The 20672-nt window shown below is 54.0% G+C and carries 19 protein-coding genes and 1 riboswitch; of the genes, 11 read left to right on the top strand and 8 right to left on the bottom strand.

What is annotated here, in order from left to right; translation table 11 throughout:
* Positions 1 to 217: 217 nt before the first annotated feature.
* Complete coding sequence (locus HFN16_RS18795) at positions 218 to 1420, bottom strand: aminopeptidase (protein WP_168892196.1); 1203 nt, start codon at positions 1418 to 1420, stop codon at positions 218 to 220.
* A 302-nt stretch (positions 1421 to 1722) separates the two neighbouring features.
* Between HFN16_RS18795 and HFN16_RS18790 the strand changes: the two genes are divergently transcribed.
* The 5 genes from HFN16_RS18790 (at position 1723) to HFN16_RS18770 (ending at position 4898) form a co-directional block, all read left to right on the top strand.
* Positions 1723 to 1911 (top strand): ferredoxin, encoded by a 189-nt coding sequence (locus HFN16_RS18790; RefSeq protein ID WP_168892195.1) that lies wholly within the window; start codon positions 1723 to 1725, stop codon positions 1909 to 1911.
* Between the two features lie 279 nt (positions 1912 to 2190).
* A complete protein-coding gene (locus HFN16_RS18785; protein ID WP_168892194.1) occupies positions 2191 to 3024 on the top strand; it encodes a YkgJ family cysteine cluster protein in 834 nt (277 codons plus the stop codon).
* A gap of 2 nt (positions 3025 to 3026) precedes the next feature.
* Positions 3027 to 3401: a hypothetical protein gene (locus tag HFN16_RS18780; RefSeq protein ID WP_168892193.1), complete on the top strand. Its 375-nt coding sequence runs from the start codon at positions 3027 to 3029 to the stop codon at positions 3399 to 3401.
* 74 nt (positions 3402 to 3475) lie between these two features.
* On the top strand, positions 3476 to 4093 hold the full coding sequence (locus HFN16_RS18775; protein ID WP_168892192.1) for a tetratricopeptide repeat protein: 618 nt from the start codon (positions 3476 to 3478) through the stop codon (positions 4091 to 4093).
* 115 nt (positions 4094 to 4208) lie between these two features.
* The gene (locus HFN16_RS18770) at positions 4209 to 4898 is read left to right on the top strand and encodes a DVU0298 family protein (RefSeq protein WP_168892191.1); all 690 of its coding nucleotides are present in this window, start codon (positions 4209 to 4211) and stop codon (positions 4896 to 4898) included.
* Between the two features lie 163 nt (positions 4899 to 5061).
* On the opposite strand, the gene HFN16_RS18765 is transcribed toward HFN16_RS18770, so the two are convergent.
* From HFN16_RS18765 to HFN16_RS18755, 3 genes are all read right to left on the bottom strand, one after another.
* On the bottom strand, positions 5062 to 5382 hold the full coding sequence (locus HFN16_RS18765; protein WP_247648387.1) for a DsrE family protein: 321 nt from the start codon (positions 5380 to 5382) through the stop codon (positions 5062 to 5064).
* Between the two features lie 91 nt (positions 5383 to 5473).
* Positions 5474 to 6247, bottom strand: coding sequence for an NAD kinase (locus tag HFN16_RS18760; protein WP_168892189.1), 774 nt, complete (start codon positions 6245 to 6247; stop codon positions 5474 to 5476).
* A gap of 255 nt (positions 6248 to 6502) precedes the next feature.
* Complete coding sequence (locus HFN16_RS18755; protein WP_247648386.1) at positions 6503 to 7816, bottom strand: citrate synthase; 1314 nt, start codon at positions 7814 to 7816, stop codon at positions 6503 to 6505.
* 401 nt (positions 7817 to 8217) lie between these two features.
* On the opposite strand from HFN16_RS18755, the gene HFN16_RS18750 reads away from it, so the two are divergent.
* From HFN16_RS18750 to HFN16_RS18735, 4 genes are all read left to right on the top strand, one after another.
* Entirely contained in the window at positions 8218 to 9231 is a 1014-nt protein-coding gene (locus tag HFN16_RS18750) for a 4Fe-4S dicluster domain-containing protein (RefSeq protein WP_168892187.1), read from the top strand.
* Positions 9221 to 9682 (top strand): 4Fe-4S ferredoxin, encoded by a 462-nt coding sequence (locus HFN16_RS18745; protein WP_168892186.1) that lies wholly within the window; start codon positions 9221 to 9223, stop codon positions 9680 to 9682. Before HFN16_RS18750 ends, HFN16_RS18745 begins: the two co-directional genes overlap by 11 nt.
* A 128-nt stretch (positions 9683 to 9810) precedes the next feature.
* Complete coding sequence (locus tag HFN16_RS18740) at positions 9811 to 10620, top strand: AraC family transcriptional regulator (RefSeq protein WP_168892185.1); 810 nt, start codon at positions 9811 to 9813, stop codon at positions 10618 to 10620.
* 79 nt (positions 10621 to 10699) lie between these two features.
* The gene (locus HFN16_RS18735) at positions 10700 to 11035 is read left to right on the top strand and encodes a tRNA-binding protein (RefSeq protein WP_168892184.1); all 336 of its coding nucleotides are present in this window, start codon (positions 10700 to 10702) and stop codon (positions 11033 to 11035) included.
* A gap of 123 nt (positions 11036 to 11158) precedes the next feature.
* On the opposite strand, the gene HFN16_RS18730 is transcribed toward HFN16_RS18735, so the two are convergent.
* From HFN16_RS18730 to HFN16_RS18715, 4 genes are all read right to left on the bottom strand, one after another.
* Entirely contained in the window at positions 11159 to 11386 is a 228-nt protein-coding gene (locus tag HFN16_RS18730) for a hypothetical protein (protein ID WP_168892183.1), read from the bottom strand.
* A gap of 22 nt (positions 11387 to 11408) precedes the next feature.
* A complete protein-coding gene (locus HFN16_RS18725; protein ID WP_168892182.1) occupies positions 11409 to 13472 on the bottom strand; it encodes a ribonucleoside triphosphate reductase in 2064 nt (687 codons plus the stop codon).
* A gap of 170 nt (positions 13473 to 13642) precedes the next feature.
* Positions 13643 to 13820: riboswitch (cobalamin riboswitch) on the bottom strand.
* A gap of 395 nt (positions 13821 to 14215) precedes the next feature.
* Positions 14216 to 14971 (bottom strand): acyl-CoA dehydratase activase, encoded by a 756-nt coding sequence (locus HFN16_RS18720; protein WP_168892181.1) that lies wholly within the window; start codon positions 14969 to 14971, stop codon positions 14216 to 14218.
* Positions 14968 to 16245: a double-cubane-cluster-containing anaerobic reductase gene (locus HFN16_RS18715; RefSeq protein ID WP_168892180.1), complete on the bottom strand. Its 1278-nt coding sequence runs from the start codon at positions 16243 to 16245 to the stop codon at positions 14968 to 14970. Before HFN16_RS18715 ends, HFN16_RS18720 begins: the two co-directional genes overlap by 4 nt.
* A 439-nt stretch (positions 16246 to 16684) precedes the next feature.
* Here HFN16_RS18715 and HFN16_RS18710 point away from each other — a divergent pair, with 439 nt between their 5' ends.
* Together HFN16_RS18710 and katG are read left to right on the top strand one after the other, a co-directional pair.
* Positions 16685 to 18289 carry a SulP family inorganic anion transporter gene (locus HFN16_RS18710; protein ID WP_168892179.1) on the top strand — a complete coding sequence of 535 codons (1605 nt, stop codon included), beginning with the start codon at positions 16685 to 16687 and terminating at the stop codon, positions 18287 to 18289.
* Positions 18290 to 18474: 185 nt separating this feature from the next.
* Entirely contained in the window at positions 18475 to 20670 is a 2196-nt protein-coding gene (gene katG, locus HFN16_RS18705) for a catalase/peroxidase HPI (RefSeq protein ID WP_168892178.1), read from the top strand.
* The last annotated feature ends 2 nt before the right edge of the window (positions 20671 to 20672 follow it).

Raw genomic sequence — 20672 nt, 5'->3', positions numbered from 1 at the left:
ACAATAAAGGCGATTTTTTAATGCTTAGTCATGTTCGACCAACTCTTCTTTGAAGTTGATCTCTCCGATCCCCTCTACCCGCGCGGATGCGCATACAAAAAGTTTTGGAAAGGGGATGGGATGGGGGTCTGGGGAAGGGAAGGGGAAGAACCCTTTACAAAGTTTTTTCCCTTTCCTTCCCCCTGCCGCCGGAGGCACCCGCGAAGCGGGTTGCCATTTATTCGTACTGGAACTCGCCTTCCTTGTAGATGACAAGCTCTTCGCCGCCCTTGAGGGTGGCGGTGACGACTTTCTGTTCGGTGTTCACGAGATCCCAGTGCAGTGCGGAATCGTTGAAACCGAGTTCTTCTTTCTTGGCTGCATCGAGAGTGGACTGATCGCCGGCATAGGTGTCGGAGTAGGATGCGCCGACTGCTACGTGGCAGTTGCCCTGTTCGCCGCCGAAGTTCTCGTCAAAGAGGGTGTTGGCCATGAATGCGTTGATCTTGGAGAAACGGCGGTCGGTAAGGGAAAACTCGCCGAGACGGTTTGCACCTTCGTCCAGAGTCAGCTGCTTAGCAACGAATTCGTCGCCCTGCTTGGCTTCGGTTTTGACAGCAACACCCTTTTCAAAAGTGAGCTTCACGCCTTCGACATAGTTGCCGGAGCGGAAGGAAGGCTGGTCTGCGTAGTACACGCCTTCGGTGCCACGCCAGTCCGGGGAGAGGAAAATCTCGAAGGACGGGATATTGTGACCGGACACGCCGAGCCAACGGCGATCTTTGCCGGGAACCACGATGAGGTCAGTGGACTCGGACTTGACGTTGAGGTGCTCGATGTTGAGACCGTTCAGCCATGCCTTGACCTTCTCGGCCTCGTTGAAGATTTCATCCCACTTTGCAGGCGGATTGTCGTTGTCGAGGAAGCAGGCCTTGATCACCTGATCCTTGAACTCTTCCATGGACAGGCCAGCGGACTCTGCCAGAGCCGGGGTGGGGTAGACGCAGAGAGTCCAGCCGAAATCGCCGGTCTGCTCACGTTTCTCCATGATGTCACGCATGAATTTGCGGGCCACGGCTGCGGTGCCGATCTTCTTGGGATCTACGCCGGAGAGGTGGGTCAGGGAGGAGGGCGCGATCAGGGAGATCAGGCCGTTGAGGCCGCCTACGAATTCCTTGTCACCGGCGGGAATGTCGGTGAGCTGGGCTTCGTTGGCTTTGCCGTAAAAGGAGAGCTCCATGTTGGCGGTCATGTTCTGGCGGGGGACGGGATTGATGCCCTTTTCCATGAGCAGGTCGAACATGACTTCTGCCAGCGGCATGGCGTCGGTGTCAAAGCGAAGCAGAACATAGTCGCCGGGCTGATAGGGGTTGGTACGAGCGGTAGAGAGTCCCCACCACAGGGTTTCAGCATACTTCTTGAGTTCTTCCTGAGTAAACATGAGTATCCTTTATATTAAAGTGGACGAGTTAAGATTCAGTTCAGACCACGCAGAATAGACGAGTATGGCACGAACGACAACCATAGTATGTATCCCTTAAGGTTCGGCAACACAGGAGTGAAAATGGTTCTCTCAGCTTGACAGGGGAACGGCATGAATATATCAGCAAATTCGTACCCGGTCTGTTCCGACTGGGCTTGATAACAATTTGTTGCGCCCCCCGAAAACCTTATGCTAAAGGGGTGCAGTGAAACAGCCCGCACAGTGCGGGCAATCCCAAATTATTTTCTGGAGGGAAAAAAATGGGCTACGAAATTACTATCGACACCGACAAGTGTACCGGCGACGGCGAATGTGTTGACGTTTGTCCCGTTGAAGTTTTCGAACTTCAGGACGGCAAAGCCGTTGCAGTGAACGATGACGAATGTCTCGGTTGTGAGTCTTGCGTTGAGGTTTGTGAAACCGACGCTATCACTGTCGAAGAGGCCTAGTCTCGACTCTCGATATGGCTACGGGAGCGGTAGTGCTACTACTGCTCCCGTTCCATTTTTTTTCTCTGGCTGCCCCGGAAGGCTCAACTACAAGTAGTGTGAACCTCCCGGGACAGCCAGATTCGTATCTGACGCAAAGCAATTCCATTCTTTCCGGCCAAAATCTCCTTTTTCGAACCGACTGCGGTTGACGGCCCTGATTTGCGACTTATCTAACGATGCAACACACCGCCACGGTGCGCACTAGGCATACGCGCGCCGGACGAGGAGCAAAATATAATGGCCATAGATTTTACTGAATATTTCGAGAAGTACGAGGCAATCGTTGCCGAGGTGGACGCGGTCTTCACTAAGTTCGAGACCGAAATGGGTGACCTTGTCAAATGTGGCAAGGGTTGCAGCGACTGCTGTCACGCCCTGTTCGACATCACTTTGGCAGAAGCCATCTACATCAATCACAAGTTCAACGAAAACTTTTCCGGTCTAGAGCGTTCCCAGGTCCTGGAACGCGCCGACAAGGCTGACCGTCAGATTCACAAGCTCAAGCGTAAGGTCTACAAAGCCACTCAGGAAGGCCGTCCGGCTAACGAAATCCTGAATGAAGTAGCTCGTGCTCGAGTGCGTTGCCCCATGCTTGGCGACGACAACCTCTGCGCAATGTATGAATTCCGCCCCATCACCTGTCGCCTGTACGGTGTGCCCACTTCCATTGGAGGCGAGGCGCATACCTGTAGTCTGGCCGGGTTCAAGGGTGGCGAGAAGTATCCCACCGTCAACATGGATATCATCATCGATCGTCTGATTAACATCGGCAAGGATGTTCAGAAGGGTGTGGACAGTCGCTTCAAGGAGCTGGGCAACATGCTGCTGCCCCTGTCCATGGCGCTGGTCACCGAGTACGATGAACACTATCTTGGCGTGAAGGGTGTTGAAGCTCCCAAGCCCAAGAAAGCAGCTCAGACCGGTACCACCTTCACCGGCTCCAAGCCTACCCCGCAGGAGATCGTAGCTCCGGGCGCCGCGCCCAAGGATGACGCCTGTTCTTCCTGCACCGAGGATAAATCCTCCTGTTCTTCCTGCGACATCAAGACCGTGGTGTTGGGCGGAGAATAAACATGTCCAGAATCAATACTGTCGATAATATCGAAGAGCTCAGTCTGAATGAGATCGAAGAGCGCAAGAAGTACATGTACGAGAAGATGTCCAAGCGACGTCGTAAGTTCGTGGACCGCGTGGGCTATGAAAACTGGGACCCGTTTGCGGCTCCGTTTGACCCCATCGATCTTCGTCAGGACCGATCTGGCTATACTTCTGATCAGTTGACCCAGTTGTTCATCCGGGAGACTGGGAACGCTCAGAATCAGGAGTTTATTGACGCGGTCAACGAGTTCAACGTCATGTTGGTGATGAACTTTGAGAAGGTTCGACCCGTTTTCGAATACTGCCTCTGGTACAACGAACATTTGAAGAAGCACGGCATCAAGCCGTAGTCATTTGAATACAAGGCTGCAGGGACGCAAAATAGTGTGCGTGCCAGTTGCCTGCAAGACAAGGATAGGACGCCATGGAACAATTCGATAATATTGATGATTACATCGCTGATCTGAAAGGCAAACTGCAGAAGAATCCGCAGTGCGGCAACACCCACTACAACCTGGGCGTGGCCTACCTGTCCCGCCGTGACTTCATGGAAGCCGAGCGCGAATTTCTGGAAGCTGTAGCCAACTCTCCGAAGATGGCTGAAGCTTATGTCCAGCTGGGTGGCATTGCCATGCAGCGTGGCGATCTGGAAGGCTGCCTGAACTACAACATCCAGGCTTCCAAGGAACGTCCGTTTTTTGCTGTGCCCTGGGGCAACATCGGCTTTATCTACTTGCAGCAGGGCGAAGTCGATAAGGCTCACAAGGCCCTCAAGAAGGCCTTGAAGCTGGATCACGACTTTATTCAGGCCCAGGCTACCATGACTTCTTACCACATCACCATTGGTGACTACGAAGAAGCTGATAAGCTGCTCAAGCAGATCCTTGACAAGGTGCCCAACTTCGGCCCCGCATGGAACAACAAAGCCATCGTGGACGCTCACTTCGAGGAGTGGGAAGACGCCAAGAAGTGCATCGCCAAGGCTGAAGAATTCGGCTTTGATGTAGAGGAAGCTTTCAAGAAGGAAGTGGAATCTCACTAGATAGGAATTATTCCTATTGCGCTTAGGCGCAACGTGGTTATATTAAGGGGGACTGCCAATGGGCAGTCCCCTTTTTATTTGCTATGATTGCACGAGATAACCACTGGAGTTCCCCATGTCTCGATTTCGCCGACTGAAAAAAGATGTCCGTGCCATCCTTGCCGATCCTGATTGGCAAAACCGTTTGACTGAATTGGAGGCGTGGGCGCCCAAGGAATTGGTGCCGCCGCTGCTCTCTTTACGATTGGATAAGGATGAGGAAGTTCGCTGGAGGACTGTGACCGCCTTTGGCTTGACTGCCGGGCGCATGGCCGAAGCCTCCATGGAGCAGACTCGCGTGCTCATGCGTACGTGCATGTGGTACATGAATGAAGAGTCTGGCAACCTTGGATGGGGTATTCCGCATTTCATGGCTGAGGCCATGGTTCATAATGAGAAGGTCGCCAAGGAGTTTCACAAGATTCTCGCTTCGTACATCTTCTGCGATGAAAAGTGTGATGGGAACTTCCTTGACCATCCAGAGTTGCGACGTGATGTTTTCTGGGCCTTGGCCCGGCTGGCAAGTGAGCGTCCTGAATACGTCCGTCACAGTGAACGTTTTCTTGTAGCGGCCTTGGAGGAAGAAGACCCTTACAACCGAGCCTATGCGGCTTGGACCCTGGGTATCCTCAAGGCTGACGGAGTTCTCGACAAGCTGGAGGGACTTGCGTCGGACGGCACGGAAATCCGGACATTCCGGGATAACCAGCTGGTGGATGTGACTGTCGGGGAATTAGTCTCCCATGCGGTTGCACTCATGGGCTGATGGGTGGAATGCGTAAAGTAAAAGGCCCGGCCTGCATATGCAGGTCGGGCCTTTCTTTTGAGTGTTGTTTGAATCAAAAGTCTTTTATATCAGATTGTTGAAACTGTCTGATTTTAACCGATTATAGTAGTGGTGATTGCGCAGTGTTTTAAGAAAAGGTCGGTTAAAAGTTCATGATCTTGTCCGCTTTAGTCATCTCCTCATAGAGGAATTGCATGTTGGACAGCTTGAATACGTCGTTATCATCCACACCGTGGATGCCCATACATTTGCCTCAGGCGTGTAGCAAGCCCTCGCTGAGTGTGAAAATCTTTGCCTGTTCGGCGATGGGGAAGTCTGGGCTGTCGCCTTCCAACAGGTTCACGGCCGGACCATTAAGGAATATGGTGACCTCTTCGCCTGCGTTGAGCAGGAAGTTACCATATCGAACTGCATTCCACTTGATTTCAGGATCAGTGGAAGAAAGTGTAATAAGTATTTGCATTGTCTATCCTGTCTCCTTTTGAGATAGGATATGTCTATATCGGAGTGCGTGCAATAGCAAATCATAAGAAAGGCCCTCAAGTGTGTGAGAGCTAGTTCACGAACTGTTCGCTGAAAATGCGTTCTTCCAGGCAGTGGTCTGGGTCGAATAGAATGGTCGCGCATTCGGAATGGTCTTCCTGAATGCTGACGTGGCTGACATCGCGGACTTCAAACGAGTCGGCAGAAGCTCCCACCGGGCGCTTGAATGGATCAATGATGTCGAACTCCACGGTGACGGAGTGGGGCAGGAGAGCGCCATTCCAGCGGCGGGGACGGAATGGGGAAACCGGGGTTAGCGCGAGGACATTGGACCCGACCGGGATGATGGGCCCGCGTGCGGAAAGATTGTAGGCGGTGGAACCTGCCGGGGTGGCGACCATGATGCCGTCACATACGAGATTCTCCAGTCGCTGTTGTCCGTTGATGGAAACACGAATGTGTGCGGACTGCTGGGAGTAGCGGTGCAGCGCGACCTCGTTGAAGGCCAGTGCTGAGAGCTTGTGTCCGTCGATATCCGTGGCGACCATGCGCAAGGGATTGAGTACGACTCCATGGGCCAGGTTGAGGCGAGCGATGAGACCGTTTTCAGTGTAGCTGTTGAGCAGGAATCCAACGGTTCCGCGATTCATTCCGTAAATGGGGAGGCGTGTGTGATGATAGTCATGCATGGTTGAGAGCAGGAAGCCGTCACCGCCAAGGCATACGATGACGTCTGCCTCTTTGACAGGTACGCAGTCGTATCGCTTGGAAAGCGCTGCCAGTGCTTCTTGCGCTGCAGGTGATTCCGACGCCACGCAGGCGATCTTTTCGTACTTCGTATTCATCAGTTGCTCCGTTCCATGCGAGATAACTCCCAATTATCTACACTGCATAATGCCGTTGGTAAAGGTGCATGCGAAATGCGGGTATCTTTGTAAAGCGTATAATAATCGAGCTCAATCAAAAGGGCTACGGTTTCCCGTAGCCCTGTATATTCAGTCTGTGCCGAAGGCACTGAGTGGGATTGCAAAGGGCAGCCCTTTGCCCGCCTGCGCGAAGTCTTCTGACATCAACACAGTGGCATCCGCACTGAGTTTGAACTAGTCTTCCAAGCGCATATCCACAGGCACGTAATCGCGAGGACTGTTACCGGTGTAGATTTGGCGCGGACGGTGAATCTTGGTGACGCCGTCGGTGTTGGCCTCGTTCCAGTGGGCAATCCAGCCGGGCATACGACCGATGGCGAACATAACCGGGAACATGTTCACCGGGATGCCGAGGGCGCGGAGGATGATGCCGGAGTAGAAGTCGACGTTGGGGTAGAGCTTGCGCTCAATGAAGTACTCATCATTGAGGGCTACTTCGGCCAGTTCCAGTGCGATGTCGAGGAGCGGATCCTCGTAGCCGGTGGACTCGAGCATGTCATGGGCGGCCTGACGCAGGATTTTTGCGCGAGGGTCAAATGACTTGTAGATCCGGTGTCCGAAGCCCATGAGACGGCATTCTTTGTTCTTAACCTTCTCGATGTATTCGCTGATGGAACTCTCGCCTTCATGGATTTCTTCGAGCATTTGCAGCACGCCGGCGTTGGCTCCGCCGTGGAGACGGCCCCAGAGGGCGCAGATGCCGGCAGAGACCGAGGCGAACATATTGGCCTCGGTGGACTGGACCATGCGCACGGTGGAGCAGGAGCAGTTCTGCTCGTGGTCGGCGTGGAGCAGGAAGAAAAGAGTCAGGGCGCGTACCTGAGCATCGGTGGGCTCGAACGGCTTGTACGGGATGGAGTGCATCATGTGCAGGAAGTTGCGGCAGTACGAGAGGTTCGGGTCCGGGTATACAATCGGCAGCCCCTGCGCCTTGCGGAATGCCCATGCAGCGATGGTGCGAACCTTGGAAATGATCTTGGCGGCAGCGCGGAGGAATTCGTCCTCAGTGTTAATTTCCAGCAGATCGGGATGGTAGCAGCCGAGGGAGTTGATGACCGCAGACAGGATAGCCATGGGGTGCCCGTTGGACGGGAATCCGTTGAAGTGATGGCGCAAGTCTTCGTGGAGCAGTTCCTGCTCGCTGAGGTAGTCACGGAATTGCTGGCGCTGGGCGCGGGTAGGCAGTTCGCCGAAGATCAGCAGGTAGGCTGTTTCGATGAAGGTGCCTTGCTCGGCCAATGCTTCGATGGGGTATCCACGATAACGCAGGATACCTTTTTCGCCATCAACGAAAGTGATGTTACTGGCGCAGGCGCCGGTATTGCCGAATCCGGGGTCATAAGTGATATGGCCTGTGGTGGATCGCAGCTTGGTGATGTCGATGGCGCGTTCATTTTCCGAGCCAATGATTATCGGCAATTCATAGGTCTTGCCGTCGATGATAAGTTTAGCTGCGTCGTCCTTGGTGTACTTTCCGTCTTTCAACATGTTCTCTCCTCTCATAGTCATAAAAAGAGCCCCCCCTCGCGGCATCGGGGTCAGAATAATCTTTTGTTGTCCGTCTGTTTCCGAAGGTCAAATTCGGTATCGCGTAGGTCGATGCGACAGATATTAATTTGGAGGGTGCTTTATTTCTCTCTCGCCGCAGAACATATCAAAAAACACGGAAATGTCAAATCAATGAATCATTCCGAAATTTAAAATTACTAATGATTGCCGACTCTTGTGGGGAAGACGGAAGTTGCAAGTCCATGGTATTATTGGATTGATTGATTGTTTGATCAGTCGATTTGTATGAGGTGGGTTGACAAACCAAACATACCCCCATAGGGTATATCTCATATGGCGATGTCTTCAATTGTCGAGTGTGTACACTCAAGGATGATACAATGAGTAAAAAGAAGATGAACAGCTCTGGCATCAGTCGGCGCGGATTTCTCAAGACGCTTGGCGTAGGTGGTGCCGGTTTGATGGTCCCGTCTGGCGTCGCTGCTGCACAGGGGCGCGTGCCCTCTCCTGACGACGGCGAATTGGCGACACTGTTGGATTTGTCCAAATGTATTGGATGCGGTGAGTGTGTAAATGCTTGCCGTGAGTCCAACGCTGCCAAGTTCCCTGAGCCAAAGAAGCCGTTCCCCGAGCTGGTTCCGGCCAGTCGGGCCAAGGCAGAGGACTGGTCGAACAAGCGTGATGTGGATGATCGGTTGACTCCTTACAACTGGCTTACGCTTCAGTCTGCAGAGGTGGAATACAACGGCGAGTCCTATGAGTTGAACATACCCCGCCGGTGTATGCATTGCCAGAACCCTCCGTGCGCTCATCTCTGTCCGTTTGGCGCTGCCAGCAAGGCGAAGAATGGCGTGACCCGAATTTACGATTCCGTCTGTATGGGCGGTGCCAAGTGTCGTGCCGTGTGTCCGTGGAATATTCCGCAACGTCAGTCCGGTGTTGGGCTGTATCTTGATCTGATGCCACGATTCGCAGGCAACGGCGTCATGTACAAGTGTGACCGTTGTTACCAGTTGCTGGACAAGGGCGAGTTGCCCGCCTGTATCTCTGTTTGTCCGGAAGACGTCCAAACCATCGGGCCTCGTAATGAGATCGTGGTACAGGCCAGGAAACTGGCGCGTGAGATCAATGGTTTCATCTACGGGCTGGATGAGAATGGCGGCACCAATACTCTGTATGTCTCACCGGTTCCGTTCGAGTTGCTGAACAAGGCCGTGGAGAAGGGGAAGGGCAAGCCTCACTTCAAGCGAGTGAAGGATGTCATGGCTGATGAGACTAACTTGGCCACGGCCACGGTTATTGCTCCTGTGGCAGGTGTCGTTGCCGGTTTCCTCGGTCTGGGGGCAAAGCTCCTTGCTGGTAACAAAGACAAGGAGGGCAGCGATGAAAGCTAGAATGTACCCGGCGTGGATAAGCCGTCTCTTCATATTTTGCATGACCATGCTCGCGTTCACCGGGATGATGCAGATGCCCCTCGCCAAACGGTATTTCATTGTCGACATACCCGGACTGGCTTGGACAGGGGATTTTTTCCTTGTCCACAAAGTTCATTATCTGTTCGCGGCCCTGCTGCTCTTCGTCGTAGGTGTGGTGGTTGCCAATTGGGTAGTTGACTGGCGTGACAAGTTGCGCCTGACGGCCATGGGGACTGCGCGGGCTGTCATCCTCGGTGGCATCATCGTAAGCGGTGGATTCCGTGTGTATCGCAACATGCCGGACGTGACCCCTGATCCCGCTTTTGTCATGACCATCGAGTGGATTCACTTTGGCCTTGTCATGGTCATGGGTGGCGTGGCGCTGGCCGCTCTTATCAAGAAGTGCTCGGCATACGCCGTGAGCAAATAGATTTCGTCACACTCCTAAACCCCTCTAACCGAAAAGGGGGAGTCCCATGTGGGGCTCCCCCTTTTCAGGTCTTCCATGCGGTGGACCGTCGTGAAGCTCCGTGCTAGCGTTTTCGCAGGAACACGACCATGTCTAAACAGTTAGTCACATATATACGGCCACCCGGACTCTCCGGTGTAGAGCTGCTGCATCTTGCCGACCCGGATTTCGCTTTTGGGCCGCATTTGCACGATGCCTATGTTTTCTGGCTCAATGGGCAAGGTGGAGAAAAGGTCAGTCTGAGAGGCGCTTCGGACATCCTCCAGCCCGATAGCTTCGGCGTCGTTGCTCCGGGTGAAGTTCACGCCAATCATGCCGTGACCGAGTCTCGTACGCTGCAGTCTCTATATGTAGATGAAGCAATCGTGGAGGAGATCGCGGCCCAGCGTGGGTATGAAACCGCTGGTTTCCGGAGTCGTCTGCAGCAGGATGCACAGTCGCGCACCGTGCTGGCTCGACTCCATGCGGGGCTCATGCTGGTTGACGATGCGTTTCAGGCCCGGGAGTTGTTCGTCGGGGCCTTCAGCCTGCTCATGGATCGCCACGCTGAAGGGGGACGAATCGACAACCTCCGACGTGACCCCGCCAAGGTTCGGCTGGCGCGCACCATCATTGATGAGCAGTATGCCGAAGCGATTGATCTGGACCTCCTCGCAGAAGTCTGCGGCTGTTCCACATGTCATCTTATTCGCCTCTTCCGTCGTGAAGTGGGCATGACTCCTCACGCCTATCTCATGGAGCGGCGATTGGCTCATACGCGTGACCTTCTATTAGGTAAGGATTCCCTTAGTGCCATTGCCCTTGCTGCGGGGTTCGCGGATCAGAGTCATATGACCCGGCGGTTTCGGCAACGGTTCGGCCTGACTCCGGGTTACTACCGTCGTCAGATTTCATCCTAGATCAATTTCGTGCAATACGGACGTTCATGGTTTGCATTATGTCCTGTCTCTGAACTACGTGATTAATACGGAGGAAAGCATGGAAACCATAGAATGGAATGATTTTGAGAAGGTCGAATTGCGCGTGGGAACGATCCAGAAAGCGGAGGTGTTTCCCGAGGCGCGTATCCCCGCCTATAAATTGTGGGTTGATTTTGGCGAGGAGATTGGCGTTCGTAAATCCAGCGCACAGATTACCCAACTCTATAAACTCGAAGAACTCGTCGGCAAGCAGGTTGTTGCCGTGGTCAATTTTCCGTCCAAGCAGATTGGACCGATGCGGTCAGAGTGTCTTGTCACCGGCTTTTATCGTGAAGATGGTGTGGTCCTTGCCGTGCCGGACAAGCCCATGCCCAATGGCTTGAAATTGGGATAGCAATACAAGTAAAAGAGCTACAGTATTCGGTAGTCCTTTTCTGGATTACCTCTTTTGAGCACAAAAAAGCCGCCCCGATGCAGTGCATCAGGGCGGCAGTCTTGTTGCCTATTATGGCCGGGATCAGTCGCCCATGACATCGTCGGTAATCTTACCGATTTCCGACAGGGCTTTTCCGCGTTCCTGAGCCAGTTTTTTCCACTTCCGCTTTTCCTTTTTCAGCGCCTCGATGGTGTGCAGAAGGTTCTGCACAGTGCGGGAAGGATAGCCGTGGGTGGCATTGTTGCCTCGGCGTACTTCCTCGTCGTTGCGCTGCCGGATGGCGGCAAGTTGGTTGGCATCAAGAATCATCGTTGTTCCCTATGTGAACATCTTAGGAGTTCACGCAGAAGCTCTCCTGCGTGTATTCCAGGCGTTCCTTGTATTCTTCCTGCTTACCCTTGTTCCAGCGACCCACCGGGCGGTAGTAGCCGACCACGCGGGTGTACACCTCGGTTTCCTTATCGCAGGTCGGGCAGTCGAAGTGCTCGCCGTAGATGTAGCCGTGATCCTCGCAGATGGAGAAGGTGGGCGTGACCGAGATGTAGGGGATCTTGGTCTTGCTCATGGACTTGATCAGGAAGTTCTTCACGCTCTCCTCATCCGGAGCGGCTTCGCCAAGGAAGGTGTGGAAGACCGTGCCCCCATTGTACAGGGTCTGCAGGTCGTTCTGGTGTTCCAGGGCAAAGAATACATCCGAGCTGACACCAACGGGCAGCAGGGTGGAGTTGGTGTAGTACGGAGTATCGTCACCGGAGGTGTGGATATCGGAGTACAGGTCCTTGTCGATCTTGGCAAGGCGGTAGCAGGTACCTTCGCCCGGAGTGGCTTCCAAGTTGTACAGGTTGCCGGTCTCTTCCTGGAAATCAACCACGAGGCGGCGCAGGTGATTGAGCACGCGCTGCATGAGGCGGGAGCCGGACGGGGTGTCCACACCCTTGCCGAGCAGGTTGATGCATGCTTCGTGGCCACCAATGAGGCCGATGGTGGAGAAGTGACCCTTGAAGCCGTTTTTGAGGTAGCGGCGGGAGAACGGGAACATGCCCGCATTCAGGTTCTTCTCAACGATCTTGCGCTTGTATTCCAGAGATTCGCTTGCCAGCTGCGCGTACTCGGTGACCAGGTCGAGGAAGTCTTCCTCGTTGTGGGCCAGGTAGGCGAGCTTGGGCAGGTTCAGGGTGACGACACCGATGGAACCGGTGAGGTCGCCAGCGCCGAACAGGCCGCCGGTCTTCTTGCGGATTTCGCGCAGGTCCATCTGGAGACGGCAGCACATGGAGCGGACATCTTCCGGATTCAGGTCGGAGTTGATGAAGTTCTGGAAGTAGGGAGCACCGTACTTGGCAGTCATCTTCAGCAGCAGCTTGCCTTCCTCGGACTCCCAGGGGAAGTCCTCGGTCACGTTGTACGTGGGGATGGGGAAGGAGAAGATGCGGCCGTCCGCGTCACCTTCGAGCATGACCTCGAGGAAGGCGCGGTTGATCATGGCCATTTCCTCGGCGTACTCGCCGTAGGTGGAATCCTTGAACTCACCACCGATGATGATCGGCTCGTTGGCGATGTGTGCTGGCGGAGCAAAGTCAAAAGTGAAGTTGGTGAACGGGCTCTGGCCACCCCAGCGGGAGGTGGCGTTGAGGTTGTGGAGCAGCTTCTGGATCTGCTGCTTCACGGTCTCGTAGTCCAGGCCGTCGTGACGGATGAACGGAGCCAGGTAGGTGTCCACGTTGTTGAAAGCCTGTGCGCCAGCCCATTCGTTCTGGAGGGTGCCCAGGAAGTTGACGATCTGGCCGCAGGCTGCGTCGAAGTGCTTGGCCGGAGTGGACGAGCAGCGGTCGCGCAGGTTGAAGCCTTCCAGCAACAGGTCACGCAGAGACCAGCCGGAGCAGTATCCGGCCAGACCGAAGGAAAGGTCATGGATATGGAAGTAGCCGTGGGTGTGTGCCATGCGCACTTCCTCGGGATACTTCTCCAGCACGTACCTTGCCTGTACCGAACCTGCCATATGCAGGATCAGGCCCTGGAAGGAGTGAACCATGTTGGAGTTTTCGTTTACGCGCCAGTCGACGTTTTCGAGATAGCTTTCAGTAACGCCAGCGATATCGAGGAAGGCGTCGTCCTGTGAACGGAGTTCGCGGCGTTTTTCGCGGTAGATGATGTAGCGTTCAGCGACCTTGTACAGGCGTGCTTCCATGAGCACTTGCTGTACCATGTCCTGGACCTGTTCCTGCTCGGGAACGTCTACGTTCTTGAGTTTCTGTTCTACTTTTTTGGCTAGACGGCTAGCCAGAAGCGGATCTTTGATACCGCTGCCGTTGAGTGCTTTGAAGATGGCGTCGCCGATCCGTTTGGTGGACCAGGTTTCTACGCAGCCGTCGCGTTTCTGAATCTGAGATGGCATGTTTGTTCCCCGGCAGGCAACGAAAAGCGGAGAAGACGGCACCGCGAGGCGCGTCATACAGCCTGCCGAATTGCCCTGATTGATCCGCATGGCAGAACCGTTTGGATCAGGCAATGGATTATGATGTGTTACAAAATATTCATGTCCGTGCGCGGGCTCCGCGGACCGCTCAACGGCAGAATGCTTCAGGTAGGTCTTCTGGCTATCCCCGTCCGGGCCGCCTTCCCGCCTTTTGGCAGTGGCATTGTTGGCCGGATTCGATTGAGGATTCACAGCGGCGGGACCGCTCCGGATTCGCACCGGATTCCCTGTTATGGCTTTGTGGCCACCTGAAGTGCATCGTGATCGGGGAAGTTTTTACTCCAAGATGTGGTTGAGCGCAAGGGGGGTGTCTGTGATTCAGTGATTGGTAAAAGATCACAAAAAGGTCGGGTTGACAGTAAAAAGATGCGTTATTCTGGTGTGTTGTTTTTGTCTTTGGCTTCAGTTTGATTTGTGTCGGATTAGTGCTTGACCGTCAGAAACCCTTGGTGTTCGGGGCTAAAATTTTTTTTAAAAAAACTTGGTTGGGACGGGGGAGAACCGATGAGTAAAAAAATACAATTTCTTATCTCGGGGATTAATTGCCGGAGTGTGTCGCTCTAGGGAATATGTAGTTAAAGGTTTTGAAAGGCAAAATAATAGCCGGACAGGCGAGGTCACCCCTGTCCGGCTTCTTGGTCCATCAATACGGGGGTGATGGATCAATTCATATGAGATAATGCCGCTCCGAGGGCGCCCACCATGTCCGGGGATTCCGGGATACGCACATCATCGGTCTCGGCGTTTAACGCTGCTTTGAGCAGAGAACGGACACATGGGTTGTTCGCCACGCCACCGCTGAATACCAAGGGGAAGGTGAGCCCAACCCTATTCAGCATGTTAACGGTTCGTTTGATGATGGCGTTGTGCAACCCCAGCGCGATGCTCTCGGGCTTTTCTCCACGCGCCATGAGCGACGTGGCTTCGGTCTCGGCAAAGACGGTGCAGATAGAGCTGATCTCCGGCGGGTTTTCTCCACCCAGAGCATAGGTCCCGAATTCTTCAATAGGAATCTGGAACACCCCGGCAGTGTATTCGAGGAACTTGCCAGTGCCGGCGGCACAGCGGTCATTCATCTCGAATTTCACAACGCGGCCCTTGTTTAGGGACATGGCCTTGGTATCCTGTCCGCCGATGTCGAGCACAGTACGGGCTTCGGGGAAGATGTGCGCTGCACCCAATGCGTGCGCCTTGATTTCAGTAATGGAAGAGAATTCACAATCAAGGCCAAGCCGCTGGATGAGATTGCGGCCATACCCGGTCCCGACCAAGGAAGCAGGTTGCAATCCATCCAACAGCTTGGCGCATTGGGAGAGCGGATCGAAGGTGGTGGGCGCCTGACGCGTTTCCACCACTTCTCCGTTCTCCATGGCTACCAGTTCAATGGAACGGGAGCCGATGTCGAGCCCTACAATCATGCAAGGGTCTCCACAAAAGCTTCTACGCGTGTCTTGAGTTGTTCCACGTCCTCCATGGAGTAATCCGTTTCAATGGAGAGCATGGGAATGCCAGCGTCCTGCAATGCCTTGTCCACCTTGAGAGCTTCATGGGTGTAGGGCTGACAGAAGAGCAGGCTGTAGTGAATCACGCCGTCAGCGTCGAGCTGTTCGGCCAGAGAAGTCACGTTGTCCAGGCGTTCGTCGTTGGGGGTAAAGCAGGCACAGTCGATCTTCATGTAGCGATCGGTGATGGCATCGATCAGATCGTCAAAGGTTTCGCCGGATTCGTCGACGAGGTCGCGGCTGTTGCGCGTACCGATACAGGATTCCTCACCCACGATGACTGCGCCGGAGCTTTCAATGACGTAGGGGAGCTTCCAGTTGGGGACGGCCATGGGACAGCCGGAAAGCATGAGACGAGGTGTCTTGGCCGGGGCCACGCCTGCCTTGGCAGCGATGCGGGATTCGAGCTCGTCACACAGTTCGTTAATCTTCTCGGTGAAGCGGACGGGATCGTCATAAAAGCTGATCTGATTGACGAGCAGGGCGTCGCGGCCAGAAATGGGGGCAGGATCAGCAGCGCGCAGGGCGGTCAAACGCTGAAGGGCGCGGCGTTTGGCGTTGGCGATCTTGATTCCCTTCTTGAGTTCTTCGGTCTTGATGGTCTTGCCGGTCAGCTTCTCCACTTCGCCCAGATAGCGCAGGACTTCCGCTTTCCATAATTCGCGGGCAGCTTCAGTCTTGGTCTGGGGAACTTCCATTACGTAGGTGGGAGCGATTTCGTTGAATGCCTCGTATGCCTTCTTTTTGCCGTCGCAGGTGGTCTCACCGACAATCATGTCGCTGGATTCGATGAAGGGACAGAGTTTGGCCATCTTGAAGCCGATGAAGGACTTGATGAGAGCGCAGGTATTGCGGGGGACCAACTGTTCGGCCAGATCGGTTCCGGCCTCTGCTCCGGCACACAGTCCTACATGGATGGCATCGGCAGCCAGAGTGATTTCCTCAGGGACGAAGACACAAAAAGAGCCGATGACCTTGCGACCAGCGTCCTTGGCGTCCTGCAGTTCCTTGATGCGCAAACCATGTACTTCGGAAAGGACGAAGTCGAGATATTCAGCGCCTTGCAGTCGGTTTTCCTGAGACATGTAAATGTCGCCGTAAAATTTGCCCAATACTTCCAGAAGCGCGTCGTGTGCCTCCAGGTCCAAGTTAAGGTTCTCCCACATTGCACGATGCGCCGAATCAGACATGTCAGCCTCCTGGCAGAATTGAATTATCAGAATGGTCGATAGTTATGATGGATGTTATCTATTGAAAAGTGCAAGGGGATGGCAAGTGTTTTTAACTGGTCAAGGTTTGACACTAAAATCTGGTCTTCGGAACTGCGGTCTGCGAGTTGTTTTTATATTATTAATGGGCGTGATTGTATTGGAGCGCGGAATAAAGGTTGACTCTCATCGTGATATCGTCCATTTATCTCCGCTCGCATGCGGCCGACACTGCTCGTGTGGCCCTTCGACATCTTCTTACTTAGTCTCCTTTTATATTTTCTAAGTAATACCACTCAATATTGTCGGGTGCCTTTTGAGGCTCCCAATACCCTTGTTTCAGCAGGGCCTTCCTGCTGTCTTGTGCTGTTGTTGTCTTTACGGGCAGCGTAACCACATCATATTTTTGAAAGGATTGTTTGTGGAATCCAACCACTCCATTGTTCCGAAGTCGAAAGGAAGCATCCAGGGCGATGTATTCTCCGGCCTGACTGTTGCCCTTGCCCTCGTTCCCGAAGCTGTCGCGTTTTCGTTTGTCGCAGGGGTATCCCCCATGGTCGGCTTGTACGGCGCATTCATGATGTGCATCATCACTGCTGTGCTGGGCGGCAGGCCTGGTATGATCTCCGGTGCCACCGGCGCCATGGCCGTAGTCATGGTGAACCTCGTTATGGAAGGCAACGCCCTTGGCGGCCCGGGCTCTCATGCCGGGTTGCAGTATCTCTTTTTCACTTTGCTGCTGGTGGGCGTGTTTCAGGCGCTGGCCGGATTCTTTCGCCTTGGCAAGTTTATCCGCATGGTCCCTCGCTCTGTCATGATGGGATTCGTTAACGGTCTCGCCATCGTCATCTTTCTTTCCCAACTCAAGATGTTTAAAGCCGAGGGCCAATGGATGCAGGGCGAACCCCTGTGGATTATGGGCGGCCTCGTTGCTCTGACCATGGCCATTCTGTTGCTGGTGCCTAAAATCAACTCCAAGTTGCCCGGCGCACTTATCGCGATCCTTTCCGTATCTATGCTGGTCATTTTTGGCAGCATCGATACTGCTACTGTCCTCTCCTTCATTCAGGGTAATGGCGGTACCGGCATTGAGCCCGGCTTGCCGACTTTTGCCATCCCCAGTGTTCCTTTTACCTGGGAGACTATCGCGTTCGTCACCCCATATGCTCTGATCCTTGCAGCTATCGGTTTGATCGAATCCCTGATGACCCTGAACCTCATTGATGAACTGACTGACACCCATGGTCACGGCAACCGCGAATGCGTTGCGCAGGGGCTGGGCAATTTCGTTAACGGTCTGTTCGGTGGCATGGGCGGTTGCGCCATGATTGGCCAGAGCATCATCAACATCACTTCCGGCGGCCGTGGACGTCTTTCCGGTATCGTGGCTGCTGCAGCATTGCTCTTCTTCATCCTGTTCACCTCGACATATATTGAGATGGTGCCCATCGCCGCGCTGGTCGGCGTCATGTTCATCGTGGTCATCAAGACCTTTGCGTGGAGTACCTTCTACATAATGAATAAGGTGCCCAAGTGGGATGTCATTGTCATCGTGCTAGTGACCTTCCTCACCGTGAAATACGATCTGGCCATCGCAGTCATCGCAGGTGTCATCGTGTCTGCTCTGATCTTCTCCTGGGAGAACGCTTTGCGTATTCGCGCTCGAAAGATGGTGGATAAGCACGGTATCAAGCACTACCAGATTTACGGTCCGTTGTTCTTTGCATCCACCACGCTCTTCATGAGCAAGTTCGATGTGGAGAACGATCCCGAAGAGGTCATTATCGATTTCGAAGAGTCTCGCATCATGGACCAGTCCGCCATTGAAACGGTCAACAAGATTGCCGAGATGTACCAGCGCGCAGGAAAGACCATCCATCTTTGGCACCTCAGCAAGGACTGCGTCCGCCTCATCAAAAAGGCGGAAAAGATCTGCGTGGTCAACGTGCTGGAAGACCCGGATTACTTTGTCAGTATCGACGACTACCGACAATATCGTGAGAATCTGGAATTTGAAGCCCTGTAAACAGCACTGTAAATATTGAATAATTATCATTGGAAGGCCAGCGAGTAATCGCTGGCCTTCTTTATATTCCAGCCAGATGAATGGTGTGTAACCAGAATATAATATGGAGTACTTGGTTGAGCCTCAAAAAGATGATACTGCTAGTAACCAATACTAGTAGTCCAGCTTAAAAGGAGGCTTTAAATATGAGTAATGAGAGTAAGTGTCCCGTAACTGGTAGAACGAGTAAACAGGTGGCCGGTGGCGGCACTTCAAACAAGGATTGGTGGCCAGAGCAGGTTAATCTCAATATCCTGCATCAGCATTCCTCGAAGTCTAATCCCATGGGAAAGGCGTTCGATTATGCTGAAGAGTTCAAAAAACTCGATCTTGAAGAGCTGAAAAAGGATATTTTCGAAGTCATGACCGATTCGCAGGAGTGGTGGCCTGCGGATTATGGTCATTATGGACCGTTGTTTATTCGTATGGCGTGGCATAGCGCAGGCACCTACCGCATGGGCGATGGCCGTGGTGGTGCCGGGACTGGCAATCAGCGGTTGGCTCCTCTCAACAGTTGGCCGGACAACGTAAACCTGGATAAGGCGCGTCGTCTGTTGTGGCCGGTTAAACAAAAGTACGGCAAGAAAATCTCTTGGGCAGACCTGATGGTCTTTGCCGGTACCTGCGCCATTGAATCCATGGGGCTGAAGCCGTTTGGCTTTGCCGGTGGTCGTGTGGATGTCTGGGAGCCGGAACAGGATATCTACTGGGGTTCTGAGGACACATGGCTTGGCGACACCCGCTATAAAGGTGACAGGGAACTCGATAATCCCCTTGCCGCCGTGCAGATGGGGTTGATCTATGTGAACCCGGAAGGCCCCAATGGCAAGCCGGATGCGCTTGCATCGGGCAAGGATGTTCGTGAAACCTTTGCCCGCATGGCCATGAACGATGAGGAAACCGTTGCTCTCGTGGCAGGCGGTCACACATTCGGTAAGTGCCATGGAGCAGGTGATGCCGCTCTGGTTGGTCCCGAACCCGAAGGGGCCGGTATTGCCGAGCAAGGCCTCGGCTGGAAAAGCAAGCACGGCATCGGCAAGGGCGACGATACCATCAGTTCCGGTATCGAGGGCGCGTGGACCGCGAACCCCATCAAGTGGGACAATGGGTATTTTGACCTGTTATTCGGATATGACTGGAACCTCGTAAAAAGTCCGGCTGGCGCATGGCAGTGGGAGCCGGTCAGCCCGGAAGACAAGGACTTGGCTCCGGCTGCACATAATCCTGCCAAAAAGGTCAAGACGATGATGACCACGGCAGACCTTTCCCTGCGGATGGACCCGATCTACAAACCCATTTCCAAGCGGTTCCATGAGAATCCGGAAGAGTTGGCAGACGCCTTTGCGCGGGCTTGGTTCAAGCTGACACATCGCGATATGGGGCCTCGTTCCCGCTATCTCGGCTCCATGGTCCCGGACGAAGAGCTCATCTGGCAGGATCCGGTTCCCGCTGTTGATCATGAATTGATCGACGATCAGGATGTCGCTGCTCTCAAGAGCAAAATATTGGCCTCTGGCCTGTCCGTTTCCCGTCTTGTGTATACGGCATGGTCCTCAGCCGTGACTTTCCGTGGTTCTGACATGCGCGGCGGTGCCAACGGTGCGCGTATCCGCCTGGCTCCCCAGAACGGCTGGGAAATCAACGAACCCGGTGAGCTGGCTGACGTGCTGCAGGCGCTTGAGGGAATTCAGAAGGAGTTCAACGGTGGGCAATCCGGCGGCAAGAAGGTGTCGCTGGCCGACCTGATCGTTTTGGGTAGTTGTGCTGCGGTGGAAAAGGCTGCCAAGGATGCCGGTATTGACGTGACGGTTCCGTTCACTCCGGGACGCACGGACGCAACGGAAGAGCAGACCGACGCGCCTTCATTCAGCGTTCTGGAACCAATTGCGGATGGCTTCCGCAATTATCTCAAGGGCAAGTATTCTGTCTCGGCAGAAGAACTCTTGGTAGACAAGGCGCAACTGCTGACTCTGACCGCGCCGGAAATGACCGTCCTCATCGGCGGCATGCGCGCGCTCAACGCCAACTTTGGTCAGTCGGAGCTTGGCGTGTTCACTAAGGCTCCCGGGACGCTTACCAATGACTTCTTCGTCAATCTGCTCGACATGGGCACGGTTTGGAAGCCGACTTCTGAAGAACAGGAAGTCTTTGAAGGGCGCGATCGTGAAACCGGTGATCTCAAGTGGACCGGAAGTCGTATCGACCTTCTCTTTGGTTCCAACTCACAGCTTCGCGCCATCGCTGAAGTCTACGGTTGTGAGGATTCCAAGGAAATGTTCGTGAATGACTTCGTGGCGGCATGGAACAAGATTATGAATCTTGACCGCTTTGATGTTCGGTAACG

This window comes from Pseudodesulfovibrio sp. zrk46, from assembly GCF_012516435.1.
Taxonomy (GTDB): domain Bacteria; phylum Desulfobacterota; class Desulfovibrionia; order Desulfovibrionales; family Desulfovibrionaceae; genus Pseudodesulfovibrio.
The sequence above is the reverse complement of the archived record's forward strand: the minus strand, read 5'-3'. Positions and strand labels throughout refer to the sequence as shown.